The sequence below is a fragment of the Gemmobacter caeruleus genome, from assembly GCF_008271655.1.
Classification (GTDB): domain Bacteria; phylum Pseudomonadota; class Alphaproteobacteria; order Rhodobacterales; family Rhodobacteraceae; genus Gemmobacter; species Gemmobacter caeruleus.
Genome location: NZ_VKKX01000022.1, coordinates 271,137 through 283,853, shown reverse-complemented (window position 1 = coordinate 283,853; position 12,717 = coordinate 271,137). Strand labels below are relative to the sequence as shown.

The following is a 12,717-nucleotide window of genomic DNA, read 5'->3' as shown; positions in this document are numbered from 1 at the left end:
CATCCCTTGGGGAAGGGGGTGCGGGACAGCAAGAAACCACTCAGGGAGTAGCACTCATGGCGGACAAGACATCGTCGAACGCCTATTGGGCCGCGAATATCCGGGTCATCACCATCTCGCTGGTGATCTGGTTCGTGTGTTCCTTCGGGCTCGGCATCATTCTGCGGCCGGCACTCAAAGGCATCATGGTCGGCGGCGCCGATCTCGGGTTCTGGATGGCCCAGAACGGGTCGATCTACGTGTTCCTCGTGCTGATCTTTGCCTACGCGGCCAAGATGAACAAGCTCGACAAAGAACACGGCGTGGACGAATAAGGGAGCAGGGGACAGATGGATCAGTTTACCCTCAACCTGATTGTGGTGGGCCTCACCTTTGCCCTCTACATCGGGATCGCGGTCTGGGCCCGTGCCGGCTCCACCGCGGAATTCTATGCCGCCGGTCAGGGTGTTCACCCGATCATGAACGGCATGGCCACCGGCGCTGACTGGATGTCGGCCGCCTCCTTCATCTCGATGGCCGGCATCATCGCCTTTGGCGGCTATGAAACCTCGGCCTACCTGATGGGCTGGACCGGCGGCTATGTGCTGCTGGCGCTGCTGCTTGCCCCCTATCTGCGCAAGTTCGGCAAGTTCACCGTGCCGGAATTCATCGGCGACCGCTTCTATTCCGGCGGCGCGCGTCTGCTGGCCGTGATCTGCCTGATCGTCATCTCGGTGACCTATGTGATCGGCCAGATGCGCGGCGTGGGCGTGACCTTCTCGCGCTTCCTGGAGGTTTCGACCGATACCGGCCTCTATATTGGCGCGGCGATCGTGTTCGCCTATGCGGTTCTGGGCGGCATGAAGGGCATCACCTATACCCAGGTGGCGCAATATGTCGTGCTGATCATCGCCTATACCATCCCGGCGCTGTTCATCTCGCTGCAACTGACCGGCAGCTTCCTGCCGCAGCTCGGCCTGATCGGCTCTTACGCGCCGTCGGGTGGCGACATGACCTTCCTGGCCAAGCTTGACTCGGTCGTGACCGAACTGGGCTTCAAGGCCTATACCGGCGACAGCGCCAACTACTTCAACATGTTCCTGTTCACCATGTCGCTGATGATCGGCACCGCGGGTCTGCCGCACGTCATCATCCGCTTCTTCACCGTGCCGAAAGTGGCGGATGCCCGTTCCTCGGCCGGCTGGTCGCTGGTGTTCATCGCGCTGCTTTACACCGTGGCTCCGGCCGTGGGGTCGATGGCGCGCCTGAACCTTTCGACGACGATGTGGCCCGCCGCGGTGACCGGCAGCGCCTTCTCGGGCCCGGCGATCAGCCGCGCCGATATCGAGAGCAAGCCTGAACTGTCCTGGATCCGCACCTGGGAAAAAACCGGCCTGCTGGCCATGTCCGACCTGAACGGCGACGGCATGATCCAGTATGTCAACGAACCCGCCGACCTGGCCGCCAATACCAAGGCCATGGGCGAGGCCAAGGCCGCGCTGGCCAAGGCTGCCGAGGCCGACAAGGCCGGCATCGAGGCCAAGATCGCCGAACTGACCACCGCCCGCGAAGGCCTGCTGGCCGCCGCGCAAGTGGGCACCTCGGGCAAGACCTTTGCCGAAATGGGCCTGACCGGCAACGAAGTCACCAAGGTTGACAACGACATCATGGTGCTGGCCAACCCCGAAATCGCGGCCCTTCCGGGCTGGGTGGTCGCCATCGTGGCCGCCGGCGCCCTGGCTGCCGCGCTTTCGACCGCTGCGGGCCTGCTGCTCGCCATTTCCTCGGCGATCTCGCATGACCTGATCAAGGGGTCGATCAACCCCAATATCAGTGAAAAAGGCGAACTGCTGGCGGCGCGCGTCTCGATGGGCGGTGCCATCGTGGTGGCGACCTATCTGGGTCTGAACCCGCCCGGCTTTGCCGCGCAGGTGGTGGCCCTGGCCTTCGGTCTGGCCGCCGCGACGATCTTCCCGGTTCTGATGATGGGCATCTTCTCCAAGCGCATCAACAAGGAAGGCGCGATCGCCGGCATGCTGGTGGGTCTGATCTTCACCTCGGTCTACATCTTCATCTACAAGGGCTGGTTCTTCATCCCGGGCACCAACAACCTGCCGGATACCGCCGCGAACTACTTCTTCGGTATTTCGCCGCTGTCCATCGGCACCATTGGCGCCGTGATGAACTTCCTGACCGCCTTCGTGGTGTCGGGTGCGACCAAGGCCCCGCCGCAGCATGTGGTGGAGCTGGTGGAATCGATCCGCGTGCCGAAAGGCGCCGGTTCGGCCCAGGCGCATTGATGGTTTCGGGCCGGGTTTGATCTGGCGCATGGCGCGCCACGGAAAATCCGGCTCCGATCCCTGCCAGAAACCCGGCGCGCCCCCCAAGGGGGGCGTGTCCGCCCCAAAGGATGACGGTGATGCCCCATACCCCCGATCCTGCCGTTCTGGCCTTTCTGGAAAGCGTGCATCCCTATGACAGCCTGCCGCAGGACGAGATGGCGCGTGTCGCCCTTTCCTTCAGCCGCAGGGATTTCACCTCCGGCGAAGAGGTCTATCACGCGGGCGAGCCGCTGAAGGGCCTTTACCTGATCAAGCGCGGCTCGGTCGAGGTGCTGGAGCCTTCGGGCGGCCTCGTCTCGCTGCTCGGGCCGCGCAACAGCTTTGGCGAACGCGGGCTGATGCGCGATGGCCAGGCCGTGACCACGGCGCGCGTGACCGAGGACGCCACGCTGCTGCTGCTGCCCACCGACATCTTCCGCCGGCTGATCGCCGATTTCCCGGCCTTTGAGCGGTTCTTCAATCGCGGGCGCAACAGCGCCGAGGGGCGGCGCAACGATCTGACGGTGCAGAAGGTGGGCGATCTGATGGCGCGCCGCCCGATCACCGTCGCTCCGTCCGAGACGATCCGCGCCGCCGCGCAGAAGATGCGCGATGCGCATGTCTCCTCGCTGGGCGTGGTGGAGGAGGGGCGCTTTCTGGGCATCGTCACCACCCGCGACATGACGAACAAGGTGCTGGCCGGCGGGATGGACCCGGCCGGGCCGGTGGCGCAGGTGATGACCGCCGATCCGGTCAGCCTGACGCCCGACAGTCTGGGGTCGGACATCCTGCATGTCATGCTGGAACGCCGCATCGGTCATCTGCCGGTGGTCGAGGATGGCCGGCTGGTCGGCATGGTGACGCAGACCGACATCACCCGGTTCCAGGCCGTCAGTTCGGCGCAACTGGTGCGCGACGCGGCCATTGCCGACACGGTGGAGGACATGGCCGCCGTCACCGCCCGCATTCCCCGACTGCTGGTGCAATTGGTGGGCGGCAACAACGCGCATGAGGTGGTGACGCGGCTGATCACCGACATTGCCGATACCGTGACCCGCCGCCTGATCGCGCTGGCCGAGGCCGAGCTTGGCCCCGCGCCGGTGCCCTATGTCTGGGCCGCCTGCGGCAGTCAGGGCCGGCAGGAACAGACCGGCGTGTCGGATCAGGACAATTGCCTGATCATCGACGATGCCGCGACCGAGGCCGACATGGCCTGGTTCGAGCGTCTGGCGACCTTTGTCTGTGACGGGCTGAACGCCTGCGGCTATGTCTATTGCCCGGGCGACATGATGGCGACCAACCCGCGCTGGCGCGCGCGCCAATCCACCTGGCGCAGCTATTTCGAGGGCTGGATCGCAAAGCCCGACCCGATGGCGCAGATGCTGGCCAGCGTGATGTTCGACCTGCGCCCGATCGGCGGCCAGGCCTCGCTGTTCCGCGACTTGCAGGGCGAAACACTGGAAAAGGCCGCGCAGAATTCGATCTTTGTCGCCCATATGATCCAGAACAGCCTCAAGCACACCCCGCCGCTGGGCCTGCTGCGCGGCTTTGCCACCATCCGCTCGGGCGAGCACAAGAACCATATCGACATGAAGCATAATGGCGTGGTGCCGGTGACCGATCTGGGCCGGGTCTATGCGCTGATCGGGCAACTGGATGCCGCCAATACCCGCGCCCGGCTGGAGGGCGCGGAACAGGCCGGCGTCATATCGACCTCGGGCGCGCGCGACCTGATCGAGGCCTATGACCTGATCGCCCAGACCCGGCTGGAAAATCAGGCGCGGCTGATCCGGTCGGGCCGTGCCCCCGATAATTTCCTTGCGCCCTACGATCTTTCCGATTTTGAACGCAGCCACCTGCGCGACGCCTTTGTCGTGGTGCGCACCATGCAATCCGCCATCGGCTCGGCCCGTGGCGCCCGCTCCTGAGGGATGTGAATGATCTACGAATTCCTTGCCGCCATCATCGCCGCCATCGGCTGTGCCGGGCTTGTGCTGCTGGCGCGCAAGCTGGTGCCGGGCTTGCCGAAATGGGCGATGCCCTTCGGGGCGGCGGTCGGGCTGATCGGCACGACGGTCTGGCTGGAATATGACTGGTTCGACCGCGTCTCGGCCGAACTGCCCGAGGGGATCGAGGTGGTATGGCGCGACGAGACCCCGCAGGGCCTGCGCCCCTGGAGCTTTGTCGCGCCGCTGACCACGCGGTTCCTCGCGCTGGATACCCGCAAGGTGACGCCGCATCCGGCCCAGCCGGATCTGCGTCTGGCGCATGTCTACAATTTTGCCCGCTGGCGGCCCGTGGAGGACGGGTTTCTGGCGGTGGATTGCGCCGGTCAGCGGCGCGTAGCGATCGTGGAGGGGGTGGAGATCACCCCCGAGGGTGTGTTGCAGGGCGCCGAATGGCAAGCCGCGGCCGCTGACGATCCGGTCATGAAGGCAGCCTGCCGGGAGGGATGAATGGCCGAAGGGGGGAGGCAACACCGCATTCTTGTGGTGGAGGACGAGGACAATATCGCGCTCGCGCTCAATTACCTGATGATGCGCGAGGGCTATCAGCATGACCGCGTTGCCAATGGCGCCGAGGCCCTGCCGCGCATCCGCGAGACGCATCCCGATCTGGTGCTGCTCGATGTGATGCTGCCCGAAGTCTCGGGCTACGAGATCTGCCAGTCGGTCCGGCTGGACCCGGCGCTGGCAGATGTGAAGATCCTGATGATGACCGCGCGCGGATCCACGATCGAGCGGCAGAAGGGGCTGGCGCTTGGCGCCGATGGTTTCATCTCGAAACCGTTTGAATTGAAGGAATTGCGCACCGAGGTCCGGCGCCTGCTGACCGGCGAGGGCTGAGCCATGTTGCACAAGCTGAGCCTGCGGCTGCGCATCTTCCTGATCTTTGCGGGGCTGGCGCTTGGTGCGCTGGCCGGGCTGGCGGGGGGGCTGGTCTTCGGCTACCGCCAGCTGGGCACGCCCGAGACGCTGAACGCCTTTGTGCAGGTCGGCATGCTGGCCGGGCTGGTGGTGCTGGGGCTGGTCACCTGGGTCTGGTATCTGTTCGACCTGAATGTCGCGAAGCCCATCGACATCCTGTCGGGCGCCTTGCGGGCGCGGGCGCATTCCGATGTCTCGGGCGAGATGGACGCGGCGCTGGCGCGTTATCTGGGCGATCTGGCCCCTGCGGCGACCGCCGCCGCCGCCAGCCTGTCGGAAACCCGCAATGCCCTGGCCGAGGCGGTCGCGCGCGAGACCACCCGCCTGTCAGCCGAAAAGGCGCGGCTGGAGGCGCTTCTGTCCGACGTGCCGGTGGGGGTGCTGCTGTGCAGCGCCGATCACCAGCTGGCCTTTTATAACGGCACCGCGGCCGACATGCTGGGCGGTGCCGGTGCGCCGGGGCTGGACCGGCGGCTGTTCGACTATCTGCATGACGGCCCGCTGCGCCACGCCCATCAGCGCCTGCAAGAGGCGGGCGACCCCGATGCCGCATCAGACATTCTTTGCACCACGCGGTCGGGGGCGCGGGTGCTGGCGGGGCGCATGCGGTTGCTGGAGGCGGGCGGCTATGTGCTGACCCTGCGCGACGTGACCGCCGATCTGGCGCAACTGTCGCGCCGCGAGGCGCTGCTGGCCGAGACCTTTGACCGCATCCGCCGCCCGGCGGCCAATCTGGGCACGCTGTTCGCCGTGCTGCCCGAGGGCGAGGCGCTGCCGCCGCAAATGGAGCGCGCCCTGCGCGACGAGGTGGAGCGGCTGGGCGCCGCAGTGACCGAACTGACCCGCCGCCATGACGAGGGCCGGGCCGAGGCGGTGCCGCTGGCGCCGATCCGGGCCTCGGACCTTGTCGATGGCATCGCGGCGCGGATGGAGGCACAGGGCCTGTCAGTGCATGTGGGCGAGGTCGCGCCGCTGCTGCTGCGCTGCAACGGGTTTGAAATCGTCGGCCTGGCGGGCCGTCTGGGCGCCGCACTGGCCGAGGCGCGGGGGCTGCGGGCCTTCACGCTGGACCTGACCGAACGCGGCGCCGATGCCCGCATCACGCTGGGCTGGCAAGGCGAGGCGCTGCCCGTGGGTCAGTTGGAACATTGGCTGGATCAGCCGCTGGAGGATGGCCTGCCCGATACGACTGGACGGTCGGTGCTGGCGGCGCACGCCACCGAGATCTGGCCCGAGGGGCGGCCCGGTCAACAGGCCGTGGTGCTGCCGCTGCGCGCCGCGCGGCGCGCGGGCCCGCGCCCGGCCCCTGTGGCGCGGGCGGTGGTCTATGACTTCGATCTTCTGTCCAAGGCCCGCAACGCCGCCGTGTCGGATACAAGGCTGGAAGATCTGACCTATGTCGTCTTCGACACCGAAACCACCGGCCTTTTGCCCGCGCAGGGCGACGAGATCGTGCAGATCGCCGCCGTGCGCATCGTGAACGGCAAGCGCGTCGCGGCCGAGGTGTTTGACACGCTGGTCAATCCGGGCCGGCCGATCCCGCCCGCCTCGACCACGGTGCATGGGATCACCGATGCCATGGTCGCCGGCGCCCCCGGCATCGCCGAGGTGGGCCGCGCCTTTCATGCCTTTGCCGATGGTGCGGTGCTGGTCGCGCATAACGCGCCCTTCGATCTGGACTTCCTGCGCCGGAAAGAGGGCGTGACCGGCGTGCGTTTTGACAATCCGGTGCTGGATACGGTGCTGCTGTCGGCGGTGATCTTCGGCCAGCACGAGGTGCATAGCCTGGATGCGCTGACCCACCGGCTTGACATCACCATCCCCGAAGAGGCGCGCCATACCGCCATCGGCGACACCGTCGCCACGGCGGATGCCTTTCTCAAGCTGATGCCGATGCTGCGCGGGCGCGGGCTGACCAGCTTTGGCGAGGTGGTGGCCGAGGTGCGCCGCCATGGCCGGCTGCTGCGGGACATGAACTGATCCCGCCGGGGCTGGACCCCGCCCCCCGCTTGCGCTAACGCGAGGGGGCAGACCAACAGACGATTTCGGGGGAGAGAACCCATGTCCGGCCACGGCGCAGCGCAACCGATGACCGCCCGCAAATCCGGCCCGCTTTCGGGCACGGCGGCGGTGCCGGGGGACAAGTCGATCAGCCACCGTGCGCTGATCTTCGGGGCGATGGCTGTGGGCGAAACCCGGATCACCGGCCTGCTGGAAGGGCAGGACGTGCTGGATACCGCCAAGGCGATGCGCGCCTTCGGGGCCGAGGTCACGCAGCACGGGCCGGGCGCCTGGTCGGTGCAGGGCGTGGGCGTCGGTGGCTTTCGCGAACCGGCGGATGTGATTGATTGCGGCAATTCCGGCACCGGCGTGCGGCTGATCATGGGCTGCATGGCGACGACCGACATGACCGCGACCTTCACCGGCGATGCGTCCTTGCGCAAGCGCCCGATGGGGCGGGTGACCGACCCGCTGGCGCTGTTTGGCGCGCGGGCCTATGGCCGGCAGGGCGGGCGGCTGCCGATGACCATCGTGGGCGCGGCGAACCCGGTGCCGGTGCGCTATGCCCTGCCGGTGGCCAGCGCGCAGGTCAAATCGGCGGTGTTGCTGGCCGGGCTGAACGCGCCCGGCGAAACAGTGGTGATCGAGCGGGAGCCGACGCGCGACCATTCCGAACGCATGCTGCTGGGCTTTGGTGCCGAACTGCATGTGGAAAAGGGCGCCGAGGGGCATGTCATCACGCTGCGCGGCCAGCCGGAGCTGCGCCCGCAGACCGTGGCGGTGCCGCGCGATCCGTCCTCGGCGGCCTTTCCGGTCTGCGCCGCGCTGATCGTCGAAGGGTCTGACATCCTCGTGCCCGGGGTCAGCCAGAACCTGACGCGCAACGGGCTGTATCTGACCCTGGTCGAGATGGGGGCGGAGATCGAGTTCCAGAACCCGCGCGAGGAGGGCGGCGAGCCGGTGGCCGATCTGCGGGTGCGGTTTTCGGGCAATATGAAGGGCATTGAGGTGCCCCCCGAACGCGCGCCCAGCATGATCGACGAATATCCGATCCTGTCGGTGGTCGCGGCCTTTGCCACGGGCAAGACCGTGATGCGCGGGGTCAAGGAATTGCGGGTGAAGGAAAGCGACCGCATCGACGCCATGGCGCGCGGGCTTGAGGCCTGCGGCGTGACCATCGAGGAAGATGAGGATACGCTGATCGTGCAGGGCATGGGGCCGGGCGGGGTGCCGGGGGGCGCCACGGCGGCGACCCATCTGGATCACCGCATCGCGATGAGCTTTCTTGTCTGCGGGATGGCCGCGCAAAAGCCGGTCTCGGTGGATGACGCCTCGCCTATCGTGACCTCGTTCCCGATCTTTGAAGGGCTGATGACCGGCCTTGGCGCGGTGCTGGAACAGGGCGCTGTCTGAACCGCCCGGGGGCTGTCTGCCCCCGGACCCCCGAGAGTATTTGGACAAAGAGCAAGAGCATGATCTTTACCGTGGCCATTGACGGTCCCGCCGCGGCGGGCAAGGGCACGATCAGCCGCGCGGTGGCGGCGGAGTTCGGCTTTGCCCATCTGGATACCGGCGCGCTGTATCGGGCGGTCGGGGTCAAGGGCGGCGATCCGGTGACGGCGGCGCGCGGGCTGGAGCCGACGGATCTGGCGCGTGACGATCTGCGCACGCTGGAGGCGGGGCAGGCGGCAAGCCGGGTGGCGGCGATCCCCGAGGTGCGGGCGGCGCTGCTGGAATTTCAGAAGCGCTTTGCCCGGCGCGAGGGCGGCGCGGTGCTGGACGGTCGCGATATCGGCACGGTGATCTGCCCTGAGGCCGAGGTGAAGCTGTTTGTGACGGCCAGTGCCGCGGTGCGCGCGCGCCGGCGCTGGCTGGAACTGGGTGGCGAGGCGGCGGCGCAGCCCTATGCGGCGGTGCTGGCCGAGGTGGAGGAGCGCGACGCCCGCGACCGCAACCGCGCCGATGCGCCGCTGCGCCCTGCCGAGGACGCGGTGGTGCTGGATACCTCGGATCTGGACAGCGCGGCGGCGGTGGCGCAGGCGGTGGCATTGGTGGCGGCAGCACTGGCGGCGCGCGGCTGACCGGCGCTGCGCGCAGGGCTTGCGCCGGGCCGGGCCTGCGCGCAGACTGAACGCCAGGGAGGGCACGCCATGAGCCACGGAAAAGAGCCGGCGATCAATGTGCTGGGCGCGGCGTTGGAGCCCTGTTCGATGCAGCCCCTGACCGGGTTCTGGCGCGATGGCTGTTGCAATACCGGGCCCGAAGATGCCGGGCGGCATACGGTCTGCGTGATCCTGACCGACGAATTTCTGGCCATGTCGAAATATCTGGGCAATGACCTGTCCACGCCGCGACCGGAATACGGGTTTCCGGGGTTGAAGGCGGGGCAGAGCTGGTGTCTGTGCGCCGCGCGGTTTCTTCAGGCGCATTACGAGGGCGCGGCGCCGCAGGTGCGGCTGGCGGCCACGCATCGCCGCACGCTGGAGACGGTGCCGCTGGTCATTCTGCAACGCCATGCGGCGGATCCGGCGGGCTGAGGCGGGCGGTCAGGCCGCGCGGCTGGCGGCGGTCACGCCGGGGCGGGCGCGCGGGCTGGCTTCGGGCGCGGGCTGGCTGCGCATCAGATCCTCGATGAACAGGCTGAGAAGCTGCGGCCGCCCGGTGACCCCGGCCTTGCGGTAGATCGCATTGGTCTGCGCCTTGACCGTGCCTTCGGAGGTTTCCCGCAGGGCGGCGATTTCGGCGGTGGACATGCCCTTGATCGCGAACAGCGCCACATCGCGTTCGGCGGGGGTCAGGCCCCATTCGGCAAAGCGTTCCTCCAGCATGGTCTGGAATTCGCCCGCCGCCCGGCGCAGCCGTTCCTCGGCCAGGTCGCGTTCGCCGATGGCATGGCGAAAGGCATAGGCGCCAAGGCCGAGCCCCGCCAGCAGGCCGAAAGCGGCGCCAAGTTCGATCATCTCGCGCAGTTGCCAGGCGATCGGGCTGGAGCGCAGGCCGAACAGCGATGCCAGGATGTCGAACAGGAAGACCGCCGCGCAGATCAGCTGGCCAAGCAGCAGGAGGCCGATGCCGATGGTGCCACGGGTGAGGAAACGGCGCAGGCTGCGCTTGGCGCCCGCTGTCATTGCTTGGCCTTTTCGTCCGGGATGTCGGCGGTATCGACGATGTCGGGCACGCTGACGCCGCCTTTTTCCACCACATCGCGGGTGGTGACGTCTGCCGCAACGCCGACACTGCCCTGGCCGCCGGTTTCGGCGCCGTCATTGCGTGCGATGCTGGGGATATGTTCCTGGTAATCGCGCAGGATCTCGCCGGTATTGGGGTTGATGACGATCTCGCGCCGCAGGTCGCCGCGCCGCGCGATGACGCGCAGGCGGCCCAGCCAGGTATAGGTCGCCTCGACCCGCAGATAGCCCTGATCGCGCAATTGTCGCGTCAGCACATCGGCCACTGTCTCGGACAATGCCGGCGAGGCGGCCAGTAGGCCGAGGCAGATAGCAAGGGCAAGCGGGCGCATGGCAGGGCTCCGATCCGGAAGGTCAGGATAAACGCGTTTGCCCCGACCGCGCAATCGCGGACGGGGCCGGGGCCGGGATGCCACGCCTGGGGATGCGGATCCCGGCCAGAAGGGCGTCAGTTGTCCTTGCAGAGGACGGCCTGACGATTGGCGGCGCAGCCATCGCTGTCATGCGCCTTGGTGGTGGCGCCCCGCACATTGGCGACACCGTCGTTCAGCGCGGTCGGTTCGGCGGTGATCGTGCCGCCTTCCTCGCCGCCCTCATCGACGGTATCGACCACCTCGCCGCCGCAGGCCTCGCAGAAATCGGGGTCACCGCCGGCCCACATCGTGCCGTCATCGCCGCCGGGCATCGGATCGACAACCTCGTTGGGGGCGGGGTCGTCGCCGTCAGCCAGAACCGGGCTGGCCAGGGCCGTGCAAAGCGCGAGGCCGGTCAGCAGGTGGCGCAGGATATCGGGGGTCATGAACATACTCCTGTAACGAATGATCTGCTCGATCTGTTTCACACATGCCGGAGGGGACAGGCCGCGCCGCCGCTGGACGGGAAGGCGCATCCCCGCTGGCCGGATGAGCAAGCCATGCGGCAGGGGCGGCGGCAATTGCGCGCCGGTTTATGAAAGACCCCCGCGAAGGAGATTCGCGGGGGTTAAACCGAAGTTTATCTGTGGCAGAAGGCGGGTCGATCAGACCTTCATGTCAAAGCCAAGGTGTTTGGCTACCGTGAAGATGTCCTTGTCGCCCCGGCCGCACATGTTCATCACGATGATCTGGTCCTTGGGCAGCGTCGGCGCCAGCTTGATGACATGGCCAAGCGCGTGGCTGGGTTCCAGCGCGGGGATGATCCCCTCCAGCTTGCAGCAAAGCTGGAAGGCGGACAGCGCCTCGGCATCGGTGATCGAGACATATTCGGCGCGGCCGGTATCGTGCAGCCAGGCATGTTCCGGGCCGATGCCAGGGTAATCGAGGCCGGCGCTGATCGAGAAACCCTCGAGGATCTGGCCATCGGGATCTTGCAGCAGATAGGTGCGGTTGCCATGCAGCACGCCGGGGCGGCCGCCGGTCAGGCTGGCGCAATGCTGCATCCGGTCGTCCACGCCCTTGCCGCCGGCCTCGACCCCGATGATTCGCACCGAGGCGTCATCGAGGAAGGGGAAGAACAGGCCCATGGCATTGGACCCGCCGCCGATGGCCGCGACCACCACATCGGGCAGGCGGCCTTCGCCCTCTTGCTCGGCCAGTTGCCAGCGCACTTCCTTGCCGATGATCGACTGGAAATCGCGCACCATGGCGGGGTAGGGATGCGGGCCGGCGACGGTGCCGATGCAGTAGAAGGTGTCGCGCACATTGGTCACCCAATCGCGCAGCGCGTCGTTCATCGCATCCTTCAGCGTGCCGCGACCCGAGGTGACGGGGATCACCTCGGCGCCCAGCAGGCGCATGCGGAAGACGTTGGGCGCCTGGCGTTCGACATCATGCGCGCCCATATAGACCACGCATTTCAGCCCGAACTTGGCGCAGACGGTGGCGGTGGCCACGCCATGCTGCCCGGCGCCGGTTTCGGCGATGATCCGGGTCTTGCCCATGCGACGGGCCAGGATGATCTGGCCCAGCACATTGTTGATCTTGTGCGCGCCCGTATGGTTCAGCTCGTCGCGCTTCATGTAGATCTTGGCGCCGCCCAGCTGTTCGGTCAGGCGCGGCGCGAAATAGAGGGGCGAGGGGCGGCCGACATAATGCTTCCACAGGTCGTCCATCTCGGCCCAGAAGGTCGGGTCGGTCTTGGCGTGGTTGTATTGCGCCTCAAGCTCCAGGATCAGCGGCATCAGGGTTTCGGACACGAAGCGCCCGCCGAAGATGCCAAAGCGGCCCTGTTCGTCCGGCCCCGTCATGAAGCTGTTGATCCCGTCCTCGGCCATGGTTTCCCCCTGATTTAACAGGCCCGATGTAGCGCGGATGCAGGGCGGGG

General features: G+C 67.2%; 13 protein-coding genes. 9 read left to right on the top strand and 4 right to left on the bottom strand.

What is annotated here, in order from left to right:
- The first annotated feature begins 56 nt into the window (after positions 1 to 56).
- The 9 genes from FOA17_RS08345 to FOA17_RS08305 all read left to right on the top strand — a co-directional run bounded on the left by FOA17_RS08345 (position 57) and on the right by FOA17_RS08305 (position 9,765).
- The gene (locus tag FOA17_RS08345; protein ID WP_149141011.1) at positions 57 to 314 is read left to right on the top strand and encodes a DUF4212 domain-containing protein; all 258 of its coding nucleotides are present in this window, start codon (positions 57 to 59) and stop codon (positions 312 to 314) included.
- Between the two features lie 15 nt (positions 315 to 329).
- On the top strand, positions 330 to 2,279 hold the full coding sequence (locus tag FOA17_RS08340) for a sodium:solute symporter family protein (protein ID WP_149141010.1): 1,950 nt from the start codon (positions 330 to 332) through the stop codon (positions 2,277 to 2,279).
- A gap of 119 nt (positions 2,280 to 2,398) precedes the next feature.
- Positions 2,399 to 4,228: a DUF294 nucleotidyltransferase-like domain-containing protein gene (locus FOA17_RS08335; protein ID WP_149141009.1), complete on the top strand. Its 1,830-nt coding sequence runs from the start codon at positions 2,399 to 2,401 to the stop codon at positions 4,226 to 4,228.
- A gap of 9 nt (positions 4,229 to 4,237) precedes the next feature.
- Positions 4,238 to 4,756: a hypothetical protein gene (locus FOA17_RS08330; protein ID WP_149141008.1), complete on the top strand. Its 519-nt coding sequence runs from the start codon at positions 4,238 to 4,240 to the stop codon at positions 4,754 to 4,756.
- Positions 4,757 to 5,146, top strand: a complete 390-nt coding sequence (locus FOA17_RS08325) for a response regulator transcription factor (protein ID WP_149141007.1) — start codon at positions 4,757 to 4,759, stop codon at positions 5,144 to 5,146.
- 3 nt (positions 5,147 to 5,149) lie between these two features.
- Complete coding sequence (locus FOA17_RS08320; RefSeq protein WP_149141006.1) at positions 5,150 to 7,207, top strand: exonuclease domain-containing protein; 2,058 nt, start codon at positions 5,150 to 5,152, stop codon at positions 7,205 to 7,207.
- Positions 7,208 to 7,288: 81 nt separating this feature from the next.
- Positions 7,289 to 8,641 carry a 3-phosphoshikimate 1-carboxyvinyltransferase gene (gene aroA, locus FOA17_RS08315; RefSeq protein WP_149141005.1) on the top strand — a complete coding sequence of 451 codons (1,353 nt, stop codon included), beginning with the start codon at positions 7,289 to 7,291 and terminating at the stop codon, positions 8,639 to 8,641.
- A gap of 59 nt (positions 8,642 to 8,700) precedes the next feature.
- Positions 8,701 to 9,309, top strand: coding sequence for a (d)CMP kinase (locus FOA17_RS08310; protein WP_149141004.1), 609 nt, complete (start codon positions 8,701 to 8,703; stop codon positions 9,307 to 9,309).
- A gap of 69 nt (positions 9,310 to 9,378) precedes the next feature.
- Positions 9,379 to 9,765 (top strand): DUF2237 family protein, encoded by a 387-nt coding sequence (locus tag FOA17_RS08305; RefSeq protein WP_149141003.1) that lies wholly within the window; start codon positions 9,379 to 9,381, stop codon positions 9,763 to 9,765.
- A gap of 9 nt (positions 9,766 to 9,774) precedes the next feature.
- Here FOA17_RS08305 and FOA17_RS08300 read toward each other — a convergent pair whose 3' ends face one another.
- From FOA17_RS08300 to trpB, 4 genes are all read right to left on the bottom strand, one after another.
- Complete coding sequence (locus FOA17_RS08300; RefSeq protein WP_149141002.1) at positions 9,775 to 10,356, bottom strand: helix-turn-helix transcriptional regulator; 582 nt, start codon at positions 10,354 to 10,356, stop codon at positions 9,775 to 9,777.
- Positions 10,353 to 10,748 carry a hypothetical protein gene (locus FOA17_RS08295; RefSeq protein ID WP_149141001.1) on the bottom strand — a complete coding sequence of 132 codons (396 nt, stop codon included), beginning with the start codon at positions 10,746 to 10,748 and terminating at the stop codon, positions 10,353 to 10,355. The genes FOA17_RS08300 and FOA17_RS08295 overlap by 4 nt, the downstream gene beginning before the upstream one ends.
- Before the next feature lie 116 nt (positions 10,749 to 10,864).
- Positions 10,865 to 11,215 carry a hypothetical protein gene (locus FOA17_RS08290; protein WP_149141000.1) on the bottom strand — a complete coding sequence of 117 codons (351 nt, stop codon included), beginning with the start codon at positions 11,213 to 11,215 and terminating at the stop codon, positions 10,865 to 10,867.
- 219 nt (positions 11,216 to 11,434) lie between these two features.
- Positions 11,435 to 12,667 carry a tryptophan synthase subunit beta gene (gene trpB, locus FOA17_RS08285; protein ID WP_149140999.1) on the bottom strand — a complete coding sequence of 411 codons (1,233 nt, stop codon included), beginning with the start codon at positions 12,665 to 12,667 and terminating at the stop codon, positions 11,435 to 11,437.
- Between the last annotated feature and the right edge of the window lie 50 nt (positions 12,668 to 12,717).